We start from the raw sequence: 16,665 nt of genomic DNA on the forward strand, positions 1-16,665 counted from the left end.
TCAATCCATTTGCTAAGTGTAATGCGTTAAGCCAGCCGGTGCGCGGGGCGGGCGGGAAAACGCAGCGTGACGCAGGTGCCCTGCGCCTGCGGGGTAATCAGTAAGCTGCCGGCGAGACGCGCCGCGCGCTCGGCCATGATGGTCAGCCCGTAGTGGCCCGGCGGCTCTTCCACGCTGTTGATACCGCAACCGTCATCTTCGATGGTCAGCAGGTGCTCATCATCAGCGACACGCTGATAGCGAATCTGAATCTGCTGCGCCTGCGCGTGACGAATTGCATTGAGCAGCGCCTCGCGCGCAATCTGCAGCACGTGCACCTGCTGCTGGGCATCCAGCGTTTGCAGGCCAGGCTGATAGTCAAAGGTAATCGCCGCCTGCGACTGCTCCTGCAGCGGGGCGATCATCGCCTGCATCGCCTGCACTAAATCGGCCTGTTCAATGCTCAGGCGGAAGGTGGTGAGCAGCTCGCGCAGCTGCTGATACGCCTCGGCCAGCGCGCGATCGAAATCGGCGATGATCGCCTGTGCCTGCGGCTGGCTGCTATCAACTGTGCGCCGCAGCAGCGTCAGCTGGATACGCAGAAAAGAGAGCGACTGCGCCAGCGAATCGTGCAGCTCGCGCGCAATGGTGGCGCGCTCTTCAATCAGCAGCATCTGCTGATACTGCTTCTGCGTCTGCCAGATCCACAGTGCACGCGCCAGCATGTTGGCCAGGCTGTGCATTAGCTCATCGGCCGGCGGCGCGCGGCGGGTTTGCCAGCACAGTTCGCCGAGGCGCTGCTCCTCCTGCTGCAGCGGCAGCCGCTGCCAGCTGAGATCGTCGGCGGGCACGCCAGCCTGAAAGGCGATATCCTCGCTGGCGATTTGCAGCACCTCCAGCGCTTCCCGCCGCTGCACCAGCCGCAGCAGGCCCTGAATCAGCTCGGGATTGAGCGGGCTGCCGGTGAGAATCTGCGAGCTTTCATACAGCAGCGACAGCGTGCGGTTGGCCTGAGTTAAATCTTCGGTTTTATTGCGTACCGCGCACTCCAGCAGGCGATAGTGCGAATGCAGCCGCTCCGCCATGGTGGTAAACGCCTGCGCCAGCACGCCCAGCTCGTTGGGCTGATGCACGGAAAGCGGCGGAAAACTGAAGTTAGCCTGCTCGACGTATTGACTGGCGGTGACCAGCGAATCAAGCGGACGCACCACGTTGCGGCGAATAAAGCCAATGCTCCACAGCGCCAGCGCGACAATCGCCAGAAAGCCGAACAGGCTGCTGGCGGCCACCAGATGCATTTTCAGCTCGGCGTAGTGCTGCACCGCCAGCACGAAGCGGTCGATCTCACTGACGTAGCCCGCCACGCGCTGCTGGTACACCTGCGCCCGCGCCGGCTGCAGCGTCTCCTGCAGTACCGGCCAGCTGTCGCGCAGATAGCGATAGCGGCTGCTGACTTCAATCGGCACCCACGGACGCTCCAGATGCTGCAGCGCCGGTGACTCCAGCGTCTGCTGATATTGCTGCATATGGTGCGCCAGCTGCTGCGGATCGCGCGTGCTGTCCCACGCCAGCCGGTAGATTTGCATGCGCAGCGAGCCGGCGACATTCACCGCTTCGGCATCGCGCAAACTGCTGGAGAGCGTCATCAGCGCCAGGCCGGTGGTTAACAGCGACAGCAGCACAATCGCGCTGAGCGCGCGGGCAATGGTGCGGGTAACAGGACGTTTCACTATCACAATAATAACCCTTACAAGAGCGGGGGATTATAAGTCAGCCGCAGCGCGGGTGCGAGCGCGAAATTGACACATCTGGTTACTTTTACCAGAGAAACTAACCGCGGTTTACGTTTCCCTGGATTAACCGCGTTTGGCTGGCGAAATATTGAACGCTTTTACCGCCCGCGCAGCCTGGTTTGCACTGGCCCGACGATACTTTGACGCGTAACCTTTTCCCCGCACGACAACAGGAGCACCTCATGAAGACACGTTATGCCGTAATGACTGCTGCACTGCTTGCCAGCGCATCGTTTACCACCTTTGCCGCCTCGCCGTTAAGCGAGGCACAAACCCAGGACCTGCAAAGCAGCGGCACCGTTTCGGTGAGCGGCGTGCGCGGTTCGCTGGATGACGCCACCCGTCAGCTGTCGCAGAAAGCGGAAGAGATGGGCGCCAGCCACTATCGCGTCATTGGCATGCAGAATCCAGGCGATTCCAGCATGTGGAGCGGCAGCGCCGAGATTTACCGTTAATGCCCTTCATTATTCCCCTCTGGTAGTTTTTTCCTGTAGCCACCGATTACCGGCCACCCCACTGGCCGGTTTTTTTGTGCGTCGCGACGGATTATTACAAATCAACCCGTGCAGTCAGCCAGTAAATTTTGCTTCGTTCATGCAGAACGGGTAGGATTCATCGCCGTAATTTCCCGGCTCGCCGCGCGGCATCGTTCCGCCGCTCAGGGGCCGGTTTTACCCCATTTCGCACTGCCCGGCGCAATCGATTGGTTACGCGGTGATTGATGGACAGGACAAACAGGAAAGCTATGAAATCTACTAAAAAAACGCCAGCCGAACAGCGTGCTGCGAGAAGGCGCTGGCTTAACTCTCACGACACGGGTTACCACAAAGCGATGGGTAACCGTCAGGTACAAATGATCGCCATTGGCGGCGCTATCGGTACCGGTCTGTTCCTCGGTGCCGGCGCGCGTCTGCAGATGGCCGGTCCGGCACTGGCACTGGTGTATCTGGTGTGCGGTATCTTCTCCTTCTTTATTCTCCGTGCGTTGGGCGAGCTGGTGTTGCATCGCCCTTCCAGCGGCAGCTTTGTTTCGTACGCGCGTGAATTCCTCGGGGAAAAAGCGTCCTACGTCGCGGGCTGGATGTATTTCGTTAACTGGGCGATGACCGGTATCGTCGATATCACCGCGGTAGCGCTTTACATGCATTACTGGGGCGCGTTTGGTGATGTGCCGCAGTGGGTATTTGCGCTGGGCGCGCTGGCGATTGTCGGCACCATGAACATGATCGGCGTGAAGTGGTTCGCCGAGATGGAATTCTGGTTCGCGCTGGTGAAAGTGCTGGCTATCGTGGTGTTCCTGATTGTCGGCGTGGTGTTCCTCGGCAGCGGTAAACCGCTGGACGGCAACACCACCGGCTTCCACCTGATCACCGACAACGGCGGGCTATTCCCGCACGGTTTGCTGCCGGCGCTGGTGCTGGTACAGGGCGTGGTGTTTGCCTTCGCCTCGATTGAGCTGGTGGGCACGGCGGCGGGCGAGTGTAAAGACCCGAAAACCATGCTGCCAAAAGCCATCAACAGCGTGATCTGGCGTATCGGCCTGTTCTATGTGGGCTCCGTGGTGCTGCTGGTACTGCTGCTGCCGTGGAACGCCTATCAGGCCGGACAAAGCCCGTTCGTCACCTTCTTCTCCAAACTGGGCGTGCCCTACATTGGCAGCGTGATGAACATTGTGGTGCTGAGCGCGGCGCTGTCGAGCCTGAACTCGGGCCTGTACTCCACCGGACGTATTCTGCGTTCAATGTCGATGGGCGGCTCGGCGCCGCAGTTCATGTCGAAGATGAGTAAGCAGCAGGTGCCGTACGCCGGTATCCTGGTGACCATCGGCGTGTACGTGATCGGCGTGGTGCTCAACTACTACGTTCCGTCACAGGTGTTTGAGATCGTCCTGAACGTGGCGTCGCTGGGGATTATCTCCTCGTGGGCGTTCATCGTGGTGTGCCAGATGCGTCTGCGCAAAGCCATCAAAGAGGGCAAAGCGGAAGATGTCAGCTTTAAGCTGCCGTGGGCGCCGGTTACCTCGTGGCTGACGCTGCTGTTCCTGGTGAGCGTGCTGGTGCTGATGGCGTTTGACTACCCGAACGGCACTTACACCATTGCTTCAATTCCGCTGATTGCCGTGCTGCTGGTGCTCGGCTGGTTTGGCGTGCGTAAGCGCGTGCAGGCGGAAGCGATGAAAGAGCACGAGCATCATCATGACGATCAGGATGATGCGGCGCCTAAACTGGCGGAAGACAACGCGCGTTAATCGCAGCGATGCTCACCTGCGGGGGCCAGTCGGCCCCCGTTTTTATTTCAATTATCCTTCTCTTGATCCCGCATCGGGAATTACACCTTTCGGGTGATATAGCCCTTCATAACCTCAGGTTATTTTACGCACCATCTCTACATCCCCGCATTGAGGTGAGCCGATGGCGCTGTCGCGACGTGAACTCTTTACCGGGCAGCGCGTCATGCCTGCTGGCGGTATCGCGTTGCCGTGGTGGCGGGGAGAGAGCGGCTGTGACGGCTGCGCCCGCTGCGTACAAGCCTGCGAGAGCGGCATCATCCGCATCGCCGCTGGCGAAGCGCCGCAGCTCGACTTTCTGCAGGGGGAATGCACCTTTTGCGCCGCCTGTGCCGATGTCTGCCCGCAGCCGCTGTTTCAGCCGCGCGACACTGAACCTTTTAGCCGGCGCATCCGCATCGACAGCCGCTGTATCGCTTTTCTCGGCGTTAACTGTCGCAGCTGCCAGGAGAGTTGTGAGCAGCAGGCGATCCGTTTTCGCCTGATGCCCAACGGCATCGGCCAGCCGGAAATCCTTCCGCAACACTGCACCGGCTGTGGCGCCTGTATCGCGCCGTGTCCGGTCTCAGCCACAGGACTGCATCATGACGAATAACGACAGCTGGCACGTATGTGGCCTGGTGATTCAGGCACGTCCGACCGCGATCGCGGCGGTGCGGCAGGCGCTACTGAACTTTGCCGACAGCGACATCGCGGCGGAAGATGCCGCACGCGGCACGCTGGCGCTAACGCTGGGCGCGGCCGACAGCGCCACGCTGCTGAGCAACATTGAAGCCACCCGCAACATCCCGGATGTGCTGGCGGTATCGCTGGTTTATCACCAGCAAGACGAAATTGAAGAACCCTGTAAGGAAGCATCATGAACCTGAGTCGTCGTGATTTTATGAAGGCCAATGCGGCGGCGGCTGCTGCAACGGCTGCTGGTCTCACCATTCCGACCGTGACCAAAGCGGCCACCAGCCTGGCTGAGCCGATTCGCTGGGAAAAAGCGCCGTGCCGGTTTTGCGGCACCGGCTGTGGCGTGCTGGTCGGCACGCAGAATGGCCGCGTGGTCGCCTCGCAGGGCGATCCGCAGGCGGAGGTTAATCGCGGTCTGAACTGCATCAAAGGCTACTTCCTGCCGAAGATCATGTACGGCAAAGATCGTCTGACCCAGCCGCTGCTGCGCATGACCGACGGCAAATTCGATAAGAACGGCGAGTTTACCCCGGTAAGCTGGGATCAGGCGTTCGACATCATGGAAGCGAAGTTTAAGGCGGCGCTGAAAGCCAACGGCCCGGAATCGGTCGGCATGTTTGGCTCCGGCCAGTGGACCGTATGGGAAGGTTACGCCGCATCAAAGCTGATGAAAGCCGGCTTCCGCACCAACAACCTCGATCCGAACGCGCGCCACTGCATGGCGTCTGCGGTGGTGGGCTTTATGCGTACCTTCGGTATGGACGAACCGATGGGCTGCTACGATGACATCGAGCAGGCCGATGCGTTTGTGCTGTGGGGATCGAACATGGCCGAGATGCACCCGATTCTCTGGTCACGCCTGACCGCGCGTCGTCTCAGCAATGACAACGTCAAAGTGGCGGTGCTGTCGACCTATCGCCACCGCAGTTTCGAGCTGGCCGATAACGCCATCGTCTTCACGCCGCAGAGCGATCTGGCGATCCTCAACTTCATCGCTAACTACATCATTCAGAACAATAAAGTCGATAAAACCTTCCTGCAGAATCACGTCACGCTGCGTAAAGGCGTGACGGATATCGGCTACGGTTTGCGCCCGACCAATCCGCTGCAGGCGGCGGCGAAAAATCCGGACAACGGCGAGTCGACGCCGATCAGCTTCGATGAGTATGCGAAATTTGTCGCGGAATACACGGTGGAAAAAGCCAGCGCCATGAGCGGCGTAGAGCAGGATCAGCTGATCGCGCTGGCGGAGCTGTACGCCGATCCGAACGTCAAGGTGGTCTCTTACTGGACCATGGGCTTTAACCAGCATACGCGCGGCGTGTGGGCGAACAACCTGTGCTACAACATCCACCTGCTGACCGGCAAGATTTCCCGTCCGGGCACCGGACCGTTCTCGCTCACCGGCCAGCCATCGGCCTGTGGCACCGCGCGTGAAGTGGGCACGTTTGCGCACCGTCTGCCAGCCGACATGGTGGTGAACAATGACAAACACCGCGCTTTAGCTGAAAAACTGTGGAAGCTGCCGCAGGGCACGGTGCCAGCCAAAGTCGGTCTGCACGCCGTGGCGCAGGATCGCGCGCTGAAAGACGGCAAGCTGAATGCCTACTGGGTGATGTGCAACAACAACATGCAGGCCGGGCCGAACCTGACGCAGGAGCGCATGCCGGGCTGGCGCGATGCGCGCAACTTTGTCGTGGTATCCGACCCGTATCCGACCATCAGCGCCCTGTCTGCCGACCTGATTCTGCCGACGGCGATGTGGGTAGAGAAAGAGGGCGCCTATGGCAACGCCGAGCGCCGTACCCAGTTCTGGCATCAGCAGGTGAAAGCGCCGGGCGAGGCGAAATCGGATCTGTGGCAGCTGGTGACCTTTGCCAAACGCTTCCGCGTTGAGGACGTGTGGCCAGAGGCGCTGATTGCTCAGCAGCCTGAGCTGAAAGGCAAAACCCTGTACGACGTGCTGTATGCCAACGGCCAGGTGAATCAGTTCCCGCTGAGCGAAGTGGCCGACGACCGCCTCAACGATGAAGCGCGTGAGTTCGGCTTCTATATTCAGAAAGGCCTGTTCGAGGAGTATGCCAGCTTTGGCCGCGGTCACGGTCACGATCTCGCACCGTTCGATACCTATCACGAGGCGCGCGGTCTGCGCTGGCCGGTAGTGGACGGCAAAGAGACGCGCTGGCGCTATCGTGAAGGTTTCGACAGCTACGTGAAAGCCGGTGAGGGGGTACGTTTTTACGGTAAGCCGGACGGCAAAGCCACCATTTTTGCCCTGCCGTACGAGCCGCCAGCGGAAGCGCCGGATGCCGAATACGACCTGTGGTTCTGCACCGGTCGCGTGCTGGAGCACTGGCACACCGGCACCATGACGCGCCGCGTGCCGGAACTGCACCGCGCGGTGCCGCAGGCGCTGCTGTATATCCATCCGCTGGACGCCAAAGATCGCGGTTTCCGTCGCGGTGAGAAGGTGCGCGTGGTATCGCGTCGTGGCGAAACCCTCGCCACCGTGGAAACGCGCGGGCGTAATCAGCCGCCGCAGGGGCTGGTATTTATGCCGTTCTTTGATGCCGGCGTGCTGGCCAACAACATCACGCTGGACGCCACCGATCCGCTGTCGAAGCAGACCGATTACAAAAAATGCGCCGTTAAGCTGGTGAAAATCTGAGGCAGGATGCAATGAAACCTTTTATCACTCTTGTAACCGTTGCCGCCCTGATGCTGGGCGGCGTGGTGTACGCTAATAACGGCGTCGATCTCAATCAGTCACCGGAAGTGACGGCAACGCAGCAGGGCACCATTCATCAGCCCAAAGAGCAGAGCCGCAAGCCGCTGAACTATGTTAATCAGCCGCCGGTGATCCCGCACAGCGTGGAGGGCTACCAGGTGACGAAGAACGTGAACCGCTGCCTGCAGTGTCACGGCACCCAGAGCTATCTGACCACCGGCGCGCCGCGCGTCAGTCCGACGCACTTTACCGACCGCGACGGCGTGGTGAGCAGCACGGTATCGCCGCGTCGCTACTTCTGCCTGCAGTGTCACGTGCCGCAGACCGATGCCAAACCGGTGGTGGAAAACACCTTTAAGCCGGCTGACGGCTTTGGGCAGTGAGGTGGCGATGAAACAGAAACTTTTACGTATCTGGCGCTGGTGGCGACGCCCCAGCCGTCTGGCGCTCGGCACGCTGCTGATTCTTGGCTTTGCTGGCGGCATCATCTTCTGGGGTGGTTTTAACACCGCGATGGAGATGACCAACCGCGAGCAGTTCTGTATTGGCTGTCACGAAATGCGCAACAACGTCTATCAGGAATATATGCAGACGGTGCACTACAACAACCGCAGCGGCGTGCGCGCCACCTGTCCGGATTGTCACGTGCCGCACGAGTGGGGGCCGAAGATGATTCGTAAGATCCAGGCGAGTAAAGAGGTGTACGCCAAGATCTTCGGCCTGATTGATACGCCGCAGAAGTTTGAAGAGACGCGTATCGAGCTGGCGCAGAACGAGTGGCGCCGGATGAAGAACAACAATTCGCAGGAGTGTCGTAACTGCCATAACTTCGATTATATGGACTTCACTGCGCAGAAAACGGTCGCCGCCAAAATGCACAGCAAAGCGGTGCAGGACGGACAGACCTGTATCGACTGCCACAAAGGCATTGCCCACCATCTGCCGGATATGAAAGACCAGCCAAACGGTTTCTAATCGCGACCCTGGCCGCGCCTGCCGGTGCGGTATCAGGGTTTTCGTGCCGACCGGTTGATACAGCCGCAAACCACACAACATCGTAGCGGCGCGATTTATCGCGCTAAGTTAATCACTGCACAGCTGCCCGGATGCGCAATAAATTGCGCCGCTACGATTCGTGCGGCATTTTATTTCTGCACCCTCATCCTGCACACATCGTAGCGGCATTTTATTTCTGCACCTTCATCCTGCACACATCGTAGCGGCGCGATTTATCGCGCTAAGTTAATCACTGCACAGCTGTCCGGATGCGCAATAAATTGCGCCGCTACGACACGTGCTATGAGGGTTGAAAAGGCATAATGCTCAACTGACAGCCTTACGCCATCGCAGACAACCTGCTCCACAATTCAGATAGTTTTCCCTGCGGCTTCGGCCTATTATCTCAGGCTCCCTCAGCTACGCAGTGGAGCGGCTATGTCGTTAAAGATCAACATCATCAAAGATAAGTTGTTGTCTGATAATTATTTCATTCTGCGCAACTACACCTACGAACTCACCCGCAGCAACGGCGACGTGGTACGTCACAAACGTGAAGTCTACGATCGCGGCAACGGCGCCACCATCCTGCTCTACAACCGTGAAAAAAACAGCGTGGTGCTGATTCGTCAGTTCCGCATCGCGACCTATGTTAATGACAACGCCAGCGGTGAGCTGATTGAAACCTGCGCCGGACTGCTGGATAACGACACGCCGGAAGATTGCATCCGTAAAGAAGCGGTGGAAGAGACCGGCTATCAGGTTGGTAAGGTCGAAAAGCTGTTTGAGGCCTACATGTCGCCGGGCGGCGTGACCGAATTGCTGCACTTTTTCGCCGCTGAATACAGCGATGCGCAGCGCGCTAACGACGGCGGCGGCGTGGAAGATGAAGAGATCACCGTACTCGAGCTGCCGTTTCCTCAGGCGCTGGCGATGGTGAAAGAGGGGCGCATTCGCGACGGCAAAACCATTATGTTACTGCACTATGCGCAGCTGATGGGCTGGTTGCAGGCATAACCGCGGCGGTAATTCACAGGGCCGGCACGAATGCCGACTCTGCCGATGTCGGGGCGCAATGCATTGCGCCACTACGCCATGTGCGTTATTTCCGGGGCATTTAACGGCGTCACTTCACACTCCGGATGGGCCTGGATGCGCGCCAGCGCTTCGGCGTAGGAGGGCATGGAGTTGGCTGCGCCGGAACGCTCGACGCACAGCGAGGCAAACGCCGCTGCAAACAGCGCCGCCTGCGGTAACGCATCGCCGGACGCCAGGCGCGCCGCCAGCGCGCCGTTGAAGGCATCGCCGGCGCCGGTGGTGTCGAGCGGCTGGGCAGGAAACAGCGGAATACGCAACTGCTGCTCCGCGCTGGAAAGCAGTGCGCCCGCGGTGCCAAGCGTAATAATCACCTGACGCGCCCCCTTGCGGTGCAGCACTTCGGCGGCGCGCTGCGCGCTGGCAAAATCGGTCACTTTTATCCCGCTCAGCTGCATCGCTTCGGTGCTGTTGGGCGTTAAAAGATCCACCTTAGCCAGCAGCGCATCGCTGACTTTCTGCCACGGTGCCGGATTCAGAATGACAAACGTGCCGCCGGCACGCGCGTTGTCGATCATGCGCTGAATGGCGCTGAGGTTGTTCTCCAGCTGCACCAGCAGAATATCGGCGGCAGCCACGGTGGGCTGACAGCGCGCCACTTCGGCCGCGGTCACGGTGGTATTTGCGCCGGGATAGACCGAAATCATGTTCTCGGCATCATCGCCCGCCACGTAAATCAGCGCGTTGCCGGTGGGCTTCTCTTTACAGGTGAACAGCGTAATGGCGTCGAAACCGGTCTTCTCCAGATGGCGACGGGCAAACGTGCCAAAATCGTCATTACCCACCTTGCCGATATAGTGCACGCGCGCCCCGGCGCGCAGCGCGGCGGTGGCCTGGTTGGCCCCTTTGCCGCCTGGCCCCATCATGCTGTTGTGCGCCGTGAGCGATTCGCCCGGCAGGGGGAAACGGTTCATCACCGCCACCACGTCGAGGTTGAACGAGCCAAACACACACACTTTTCCTTTCATTGCGCGCTCCTGAACAGCCGTTCTGCGGCGAGGCAGGCGCCGCGACAGCCGGTGTGATCGGTGGATTGACTGAAGATGATTTTCAAACCATCCCGCGTGGCCGGCGGCCGTAAATGCTGCTGAATCTGGCTGCGCAGCTGCGCCAGCGGGAAATCTGCCATCGCCAGCACGCCGCCGCCCAGAATCAGGTACTCCGGATCGAGAATGTTCATCTCGGTGGCGATCAGCTGCGCCAGACGCTGCACAAACGCCTGCAGCGCCGGGTCAGAACCGTGATGGGTAAACAGCGCCGACATCGGCGTTTGCGCCGCATTGGCCTGCGCCCAGTGGCTTAACCAGTGGCCGGAGGTCACGGTTTCCGCGCAGCCGTGGTTGCCGCACGGGCAGGGCAGCGCGTTACCGGCCACCGGCACGTGGCCGAGTTCACCGGCTCCGCCATGCTGACCATGGTAGAAGCGGCCGTTGATCCACAGGCTGTTGCCCATGCCGGTGCCAGGATACAGACCTGCCGCATTTTCCGGCAGCTGCTCCAGCTGCATTAAATCCCACAGCATCAGATGGTTAACGTCTTTATCCATCGCCACCGGCACGCCCAGTCGTTCACTCAGCAGCGCCGCTACCGGCTGGTGATCGAGCGCCTGAATGAACGGCAGTGAAATTACCTGCTGGCGATCGCGGCTGAGAATGCCCGGCAGGCCGAGCATCACACCGCTGACCGGCTGCTGCTCCAGCGTTTCCGCAATCAGCTGCCCCAGTGCGGCCAGCGCATCGGGCTGCTGCGCCCAGCTGGCGGTGGGCACTTTACGAAAGCTGCTCCAGACGCGGCCCGCCTCCATCAACTGCAGACGGGTGCCGGTGCCGCCAATGTCGATACCGAGCCAGCGTGTTGTCATGCCGACACCTGCGCCAGGCCCTGCGCTTCATCAATGCTCTCACGCATCATGTTCCACGCGGTGGCAAGGTCTTCGTGAATGTTAAACAGGCCGGAGGTGCCGACAATCAGCACTTCGGCACCGGCACCGACCAGCGTGTTGTAGGTGCGCGTATTACAGGAACCGTCGATCTCAATCAGGTAGCGGTGGCCGTGCGCCTGTTTCAGCGCCTTCAGCTCCTGCACCTTCTGCACCATCTCCGGAATAAACGGCTGACCGGCATAGCCCGGGTCCACCGTCATCACGGTGATTTTATCCAGCAGATGAATGTAATGATGGATAAAGGAGACCGGCGTGGCCGGGTTGAGCACCACGCCCACTTTTTTGCCGTAGCTGCGAATCAGGTTAATCACGCGGAACGCATCACGATTGATAGTTTCAGCGTGCGGACAAATGTAATCTGCGCCGGCGTTGGCCACCGCTTCAATAAAGTCGGTCGGCTCTTCCACCATCAGATGCACATCGATCGCCACTTTGGTATGCGGGCGGATCTGCTCAATAAAGAACGGCGACAGGGTGATGTTTTTAACGTAGTGACCGTCCATGATGTCGATGTGCAGGAAGTCAGCGCGGGAGTCCAGCACGGCCAGCTGGTGCTTGATCTCCATCAGATTCATACACATCAACGACGGGGAGACTTGAATACGCATCATACTTCCTTTTTTTCGGTCAGAGGATTAAGCGCCGCGGCCAGTTTGCTGAGCCTGACGGCACGGTGATCGTTAAAGCGCGCTTTGAGTTGTTTGAAGGCCAGCACCACCACCAGCACGGCACCCCACATCGCCAGACTGACGTGCTGGCTGATGTTCATCAGGTTGAAGCCGGTGGAGAGCACCTGCAGCGCAATCAGCGCCAGCACTACGCCGGTCACGCGGCCAAAACCGCCGTTGGGATCGGTGCCGCCGAGAATGATGGCCAGCACGGTCAGCAGCAGGTAGGCATCGCCGTAACCCATGCGCGCCGAGTTAAAGCGCGCCATCATGATCAGGCCGGCCAGCACGCACAGCAGGCTGGAGATGACGTACACCAGCATCACCATGCGGTGGGTATTGATGCCGCTGAACCAGGTGGCGTTGATGTTGCTGCCGCCCATGTAGATGCATTTGCCGGCGCGGGTTTTGCCGAGGAACAGCGCCAGCAGCGCGGCGGCAACCAGGAATACCCACAGCGGCAGCGGCATACCCAGCAGCGTGTCTGAGCCGAGCGACTGCACCACTGGCGGCATACCGCTCACCGCCGCACCTTTGGTCAGCCAGATGCCGATGCCGTTCAGCGTCATCATGGTGGCCAGCGTCACCAGAATCGGGTGTGCGCCGATGCGCGTTACCATCACGCCGGTGATCACGCCAATCACGGCGGCAATCACCATCGCGCCGACGATGGCGATAAACAGCCACAGCAGCTGCTGACCGGTACCGGCATCCGCGGGCAGGGCGCTCATCAGGGTCCAGGCGATGAACAGCGCCGTCAGGTTGGCGGTGGCGATGATGGCGAGATTCAGGCCGCCGCTGAGGATGGCGATAAACATCGCCAGCGTTAACAGGCCGAGCTCCGGCAGCTGAAACGCCATGCTCATAAAGGTCGAGTCAGTGAGAAAGCGGCCCGGCAGCATGACGCTGAAGGTGGCCAGCGCCAGCGCAATCAACAGCATCAGGCCGATGTTGGTGCCGTCCGGCCGCAGCGCAGAGAGAGATTTCATGATGATGGCTCCTCCCGTCAGACGAAACTGACGTCGGTTTCTTTACGTTTTTTGTAGTGGGTGACGGCAATCGCCACCATAATCGTGCCGCCGACCACAATGTTCATGAAGTAGTTGGAGACGCCGATCAGATTGAGGCCGTTTTTCAGGATGGCGATCAGGAATACGCCCATCAGCGTGCCGCTGACCGTGCCTTTGCCGCCCATCAGGCTGGCACCGCCCAGCACCGTCGCAGCCAGCACATCCAGCTCACCGCCGACCAGCGCGTTCGGCACTACTTCACCCATGCGGTACACCTGCACCAGCCCGCCAATCGCCGCCATCGCCCCGAGCCAGCCGTAGGCAAACACGTGAATCAATCCCACGCGGATGCCAATGCGCCGCGCCGATTCCGCATCGCCGCCCACCGCATACAGCTGACGGCCCAGATTGGTTTTGTTGAGCAGCAGCGCGGTGAGGGCGGCAATCACCAGCATGATCGCCAGCGGTAAGCCAATCTGAAAACTGTTGCCCTGTACGCTAAACGGCAGCACGCTGCGCAGGGTGATCCACCAGTCCGGCAGTGAGTAGAGGCTTTTGCCGCCGGTAACCCACATCAGCAGACCAAACAGCAGCGACTGCATACTGATGGTGATGATGATCGACACCACACGCAGCGAGGTGATCAGCAGGGCGTTGATCACGCCAAACAGCGTGCCGCAGACGATAGCCAGCAGAATGCTGAGCAGCGCGTTATCAAACTGGAACTGCACAAACAGCGAGGCGATCAGGTATTGCACCACCGACGCCACGGCGGCGAAGGAGATATCGATACCGCCGGTCACCAGCACCACAAACAGGCCGAGGGCGAAAATGCCGGTAACGGCGTAGCTTTCCGCCAGATCCAGCAGGTTCTGCACCGTCAGGAACTGATCGCTGGCCAGCGAGAAGAACACCATGAAAGCCAGCAGCACCCAGGCGAGCCAGCCCTGGCTGGAGTGCGGACGTAAACGAGAGAAATCAGGCATTAATCACCTCCGCCAGCTGTTCCTGCGCCACGGTATCGGGTTGGTATTCGGCATGGATGGTGCCGTCGCGGAAGTGCAGGATGCGGTCGCAGTTGTACCAGACCTCCGGCACTTCGTCGGAAATCAGGATGATCGACAGTCCCTCTTTCGCCAGCTCGTGGATCAGCTGATAGATGCTGGCCTTGGCGCCGACATCCACGCCGACGGTCGGCGAGTCGAGGATCAGAATGCGCGGCTGGGTCAGCACCCATTTCGCCAGCACGATTTTTTGCTGGTTGCCGCCGGACAGGGTGGAGATCGCCAGGTTAGGATCGGCCACGCGCACGCCGAGCTGCTGAATCCACTGCAGGATCAGCTTGTTCTTGCGGTATTCATCGATCAGGTGGAAACGGTTTTGCAGCTTATCGAGGATCGGCAGCACCATGTTGTCGGCCACCGACTGCTGCTGGACCAAGCCCAGCGTCAAGCGGTCTTCGGAGACATAACCGATGCCCGCTTTGATGGCATCTTCATGACCACGGAAGCGCACCGGCTTGCTATCGAGCCAGATTTTGCCGCTGTCCGGTTTGGTCATGCCAAACAGTGAGAGTGCCAGTTCGGTGCGGCCGGAGCCAAGCAGGCCACACAGGCCCAGAACTTCGCCTTGATAGAGTTTGAAATTGACGTCGTGATACTGTCCGGCACGTGTCAGGTTATCCACTTCAAGAATGGCACGGTCGGCATTGCGGGTTGGCGCTTTCAGCTGATAGTCGAGTTTCAGACCGGTCATCAGCTCGGTGAGATGGTGTGGCGTCATCTCTTTGGCTGGCCAGCAGCCCATTTTGCGCCCGTCGCGGATCACCGTCACGCGGTCGGAAATTTCTAACACTTCATCCAGACGGTGGCTAACAAACACCACGCAGATGTTTTTGTCTTTCAGATAACGCACGGTGCGCAGCAACTGATTCACTTCGGTACGGGTGAGAGAAGCCGTTGGCTCATCCATAATCACCAGACGCGCATCGGCGACCAGTGCTCGGCATATCGCCACCTGCTGGCGGGCCGCAATCGACAGCGCCGAGACTTTCTCATCCAGATCGAGGTCAAACTTGAGTTCTTCAATAATGCGCGCAGCGGTCTCGCGCAGCTTCGCTTTGCGATGCCAGCCGAGCAGGCCATTGAGGTTATGCTCAAAGGCGATGTTCTCGGCCACGCTGAGATTCGGGAACAGCGACAGATCCTGATAAATCACCTGGATGCCGAAGTCACGCGCCTGACGAGTCGTCAGACGCGGGAAGCTTGGGCCATCACCCAGCGTAATACGGCTGCCACTGTCCGGGGCGTGTACCCCGGAAATGACTTTGATTAAGGTGCTCTTGCCACAGCCGTTGGTGCCAGCGAGACAGTGCACTTCGCCAGCCAACAGGCTTAGCGAGATATCGCTCAGTGCGCGGTTGCCACCAAATGTTTTCGACAGGTTGTCGAGCGCAATCAGCGTCTGTGGAGTGACCTCTTGCATGTTACAGCCCCATTTTCACCAGTTTTGGCAGGTTCTCTTTATCGAGACTTTCGGTGTTGTTACCGAGAATGGTGTGCGTCGCCTCATCCACCTTCACTTTGCCCAGCCCTTCAATGGTCATGCCGTCGGTGATTGGCTCTTTCTTCTCCATCATGTCGGCGATACGCACAAATACTTCACCGGCGGTCTGCGGATTCCAGATATAGCCGCCCTTGATAGCACCGCGCTGTACCAGCGACGCGCCCTGGCCCGGGCTGAAGGCACCGATGACGCACACCTGATCGATCTTGTTGCGGTTCATGACCGCGCGGCCGGCGCCAATCGGTCCCTGAGAACCAAAGGCCATAATGCCTTTCAGATCCGGGTATTTAGACATCAGCTCGTTGGTGGTGCGGATGGAGTCATCCAGCGATTCGCCGACGCCGAACTTGTCGGTCACCAGTTGCATCTTCGGATAGTGCTGTTTCTGGTAGTTGAGCGCGGCGTCGGTCCACTCCTGATGCAGTGGCACCGTCAGGCTGCCAACATACATGGCGTATTTGCCTTCTTCATGCATGCATTTCGCCAGCGCTTTCATATGGTTGATGCCGTGGGTCGGTGCATCGACCAGCTCGAAATCCCAGTTGGCGTCTTTCTGGCCGGGCGATTCGTGGGTAATCACCATGATCCCGGCTTCACGCGCGCGCTTCAGCACCGGCTCAAGCACTTTCGGGTCGTTTGGCACCACGCCGATGATATCGACCTTCTGCGCAATCAAATCTTCAATGGCGCGCACCTGCAGCGCCGGGTCAGCGGCGGTTGGCCCGACCATCCACGCGTCGATGCCGCGTTTTGCTGCTTCACTTTTGATGCCCGCTTCCATGGCGTTGAACCACGGAATACCGCCAATTTTTACCACGATGCCCATGCGTATTTTGTCAGCGGCCTGCGCGCCAGCGGCGGCAAACAGGGCAAGCAGAGAACAGGCGATAAGATGTTTTTTCATAAAGACTCCGGATTAATTTT

Annotated in this window: 16 protein-coding genes; 8 read left to right on the plus strand and 8 right to left on the minus strand. The window is 59.5% G+C overall.

The window, feature by feature from the left end:
* Window positions 1-26: 26 nt before the first annotated feature.
* Window positions 27-1,715, minus strand: a complete 1,689-nt coding sequence (gene narQ / locus QMM04_RS04555) for a nitrate/nitrite two-component system sensor histidine kinase NarQ (RefSeq protein WP_127834420.1) — start codon at window positions 1,713-1,715, stop codon at window positions 27-29.
* 239 nt (window positions 1,716-1,954) lie between these two features.
* Here narQ and QMM04_RS04560 point away from each other — a divergent pair, with 239 nt between their 5' ends.
* From QMM04_RS04560 to nudK, 8 genes are all read left to right on the plus strand, one after another.
* Complete coding sequence (locus QMM04_RS04560; protein WP_058770823.1) at window positions 1,955-2,227, plus strand: DUF1471 domain-containing protein; 273 nt, start codon at window positions 1,955-1,957, stop codon at window positions 2,225-2,227.
* A gap of 290 nt (window positions 2,228-2,517) precedes the next feature.
* Entirely contained in the window at window positions 2,518-4,020 is a 1,503-nt protein-coding gene (gene ansP / locus QMM04_RS04565) for an L-asparagine permease (protein ID WP_031279802.1), read from the plus strand.
* A gap of 163 nt (window positions 4,021-4,183) precedes the next feature.
* On the plus strand, window positions 4,184-4,654 hold the full coding sequence (napF, locus tag QMM04_RS04570; RefSeq protein WP_021508050.1) for a ferredoxin-type protein NapF: 471 nt from the start codon (window positions 4,184-4,186) through the stop codon (window positions 4,652-4,654).
* On the plus strand, window positions 4,644-4,922 hold the full coding sequence (locus tag QMM04_RS04575) for a chaperone NapD (protein WP_021508051.1): 279 nt from the start codon (window positions 4,644-4,646) through the stop codon (window positions 4,920-4,922). The genes napF and QMM04_RS04575 overlap by 11 nt, the downstream gene beginning before the upstream one ends.
* On the plus strand, window positions 4,919-7,405 hold the full coding sequence (gene napA, locus QMM04_RS04580; RefSeq protein WP_104188635.1) for a nitrate reductase catalytic subunit NapA: 2,487 nt from the start codon (window positions 4,919-4,921) through the stop codon (window positions 7,403-7,405). Before QMM04_RS04575 ends, napA begins: the two co-directional genes overlap by 4 nt.
* Before the next feature lie 11 nt (window positions 7,406-7,416).
* Entirely contained in the window at window positions 7,417-7,848 is a 432-nt protein-coding gene (napB, locus tag QMM04_RS04585) for a nitrate reductase cytochrome c-type subunit (protein ID WP_058758336.1), read from the plus strand.
* A 7-nt stretch (window positions 7,849-7,855) separates the two neighbouring features.
* On the plus strand, window positions 7,856-8,440 hold the full coding sequence (napC, locus tag QMM04_RS04590; RefSeq protein ID WP_058758337.1) for a cytochrome c-type protein NapC: 585 nt from the start codon (window positions 7,856-7,858) through the stop codon (window positions 8,438-8,440).
* A gap of 459 nt (window positions 8,441-8,899) precedes the next feature.
* Complete coding sequence (gene nudK / locus QMM04_RS04595; RefSeq protein WP_021508055.1) at window positions 8,900-9,478, plus strand: GDP-mannose pyrophosphatase NudK; 579 nt, start codon at window positions 8,900-8,902, stop codon at window positions 9,476-9,478.
* Window positions 9,479-9,549: 71 nt separating this feature from the next.
* Here the strand turns inward: nudK and rbsK are convergent, their stop codons facing one another.
* Genes rbsK through QMM04_RS04630 form a run of 7 tightly spaced genes read right to left on the minus strand, consistent with a single transcriptional unit; the run spans window position 9,550 to window position 16,645 of the window.
* Window positions 9,550-10,524 carry a ribokinase gene (gene rbsK / locus QMM04_RS04600; protein WP_059011563.1) on the minus strand — a complete coding sequence of 325 codons (975 nt, stop codon included), beginning with the start codon at window positions 10,522-10,524 and terminating at the stop codon, window positions 9,550-9,552.
* Complete coding sequence (gene alsK / locus QMM04_RS04605) at window positions 10,521-11,417, minus strand: allose kinase (protein ID WP_282995720.1); 897 nt, start codon at window positions 11,415-11,417, stop codon at window positions 10,521-10,523. Before alsK ends, rbsK begins: the two co-directional genes overlap by 4 nt.
* Window positions 11,414-12,106 carry a D-allulose 6-phosphate 3-epimerase gene (gene alsE, locus QMM04_RS04610; RefSeq protein ID WP_058758340.1) on the minus strand — a complete coding sequence of 231 codons (693 nt, stop codon included), beginning with the start codon at window positions 12,104-12,106 and terminating at the stop codon, window positions 11,414-11,416. The genes alsK and alsE overlap by 4 nt, the downstream gene beginning before the upstream one ends.
* Window positions 12,106-13,155: an ABC transporter permease gene (locus QMM04_RS04615; protein ID WP_021508059.1), complete on the minus strand. Its 1,050-nt coding sequence runs from the start codon at window positions 13,153-13,155 to the stop codon at window positions 12,106-12,108. The genes alsE and QMM04_RS04615 overlap by 1 nt, the downstream gene beginning before the upstream one ends.
* 17 nt (window positions 13,156-13,172) lie before the next feature.
* On the minus strand, window positions 13,173-14,162 hold the full coding sequence (locus QMM04_RS04620; protein WP_021508060.1) for an ABC transporter permease: 990 nt from the start codon (window positions 14,160-14,162) through the stop codon (window positions 13,173-13,175).
* Window positions 14,155-15,660, minus strand: a complete 1,506-nt coding sequence (locus QMM04_RS04625) for a sugar ABC transporter ATP-binding protein (protein ID WP_282995721.1) — start codon at window positions 15,658-15,660, stop codon at window positions 14,155-14,157. Before QMM04_RS04625 ends, QMM04_RS04620 begins: the two co-directional genes overlap by 8 nt.
* 1 nt (window position 15,661) lies before the next feature.
* The gene (locus QMM04_RS04630) at window positions 15,662-16,645 is read right to left on the minus strand and encodes a substrate-binding domain-containing protein (RefSeq protein WP_058758342.1); all 984 of its coding nucleotides are present in this window, start codon (window positions 16,643-16,645) and stop codon (window positions 15,662-15,664) included.
* Window positions 16,646-16,665: the final 20 nt, after the last annotated feature.

The sequence above is a fragment of the Pantoea sp. Pa-EAmG genome, from assembly GCF_030024295.1.
Taxonomy (GTDB): domain Bacteria; phylum Pseudomonadota; class Gammaproteobacteria; order Enterobacterales; family Enterobacteriaceae; genus Pantoea; species Pantoea dispersa.

Coding starts and splice junctions, on each gene's coding strand:
- napB (WP_058758336.1), top strand. CDS start 7,417: ATGAAACCTTTTATCACTCTTGTAACCGTTGCCGCCCTGATGCTGGGC.
- QMM04_RS04560 (WP_058770823.1), top strand. CDS start 1,955: ATGAAGACACGTTATGCCGTAATGACTGCTGCACTGCTTGCCAGCGCA.
- QMM04_RS04575 (WP_021508051.1), top strand. CDS start 4,644: ATGACGAATAACGACAGCTGGCACGTATGTGGCCTGGTGATTCAGGCA.
- alsE (WP_058758340.1), bottom strand. CDS start 12,106: ATGCGTATTCAAGTCTCCCCGTCGTTGATGTGTATGAATCTGATGGAG.
- QMM04_RS04615 (WP_021508059.1), bottom strand. CDS start 13,155: ATGAAATCTCTCTCTGCGCTGCGGCCGGACGGCACCAACATCGGCCTG.
- ansP (WP_031279802.1), top strand. CDS start 2,518: ATGAAATCTACTAAAAAAACGCCAGCCGAACAGCGTGCTGCGAGAAGG.
- QMM04_RS04625 (WP_282995721.1), bottom strand. CDS start 15,660: ATGCAAGAGGTCACTCCACAGACGCTGATTGCGCTCGACAACCTGTCG.
- QMM04_RS04630 (WP_058758342.1), bottom strand. CDS start 16,645: ATGAAAAAACATCTTATCGCCTGTTCTCTGCTTGCCCTGTTTGCCGCC.
- napA (WP_104188635.1), top strand. CDS start 4,919: ATGAACCTGAGTCGTCGTGATTTTATGAAGGCCAATGCGGCGGCGGCT.
- nudK (WP_021508055.1), top strand. CDS start 8,900: ATGTCGTTAAAGATCAACATCATCAAAGATAAGTTGTTGTCTGATAAT.
- napC (WP_058758337.1), top strand. CDS start 7,856: ATGAAACAGAAACTTTTACGTATCTGGCGCTGGTGGCGACGCCCCAGC.
- rbsK (WP_059011563.1), bottom strand. CDS start 10,524: ATGAAAGGAAAAGTGTGTGTGTTTGGCTCGTTCAACCTCGACGTGGTG.
- napF (WP_021508050.1), top strand. CDS start 4,184: ATGGCGCTGTCGCGACGTGAACTCTTTACCGGGCAGCGCGTCATGCCT.
- QMM04_RS04620 (WP_021508060.1), bottom strand. CDS start 14,162: ATGCCTGATTTCTCTCGTTTACGTCCGCACTCCAGCCAGGGCTGGCTC.
- alsK (WP_282995720.1), bottom strand. CDS start 11,417: ATGACAACACGCTGGCTCGGTATCGACATTGGCGGCACCGGCACCCGT.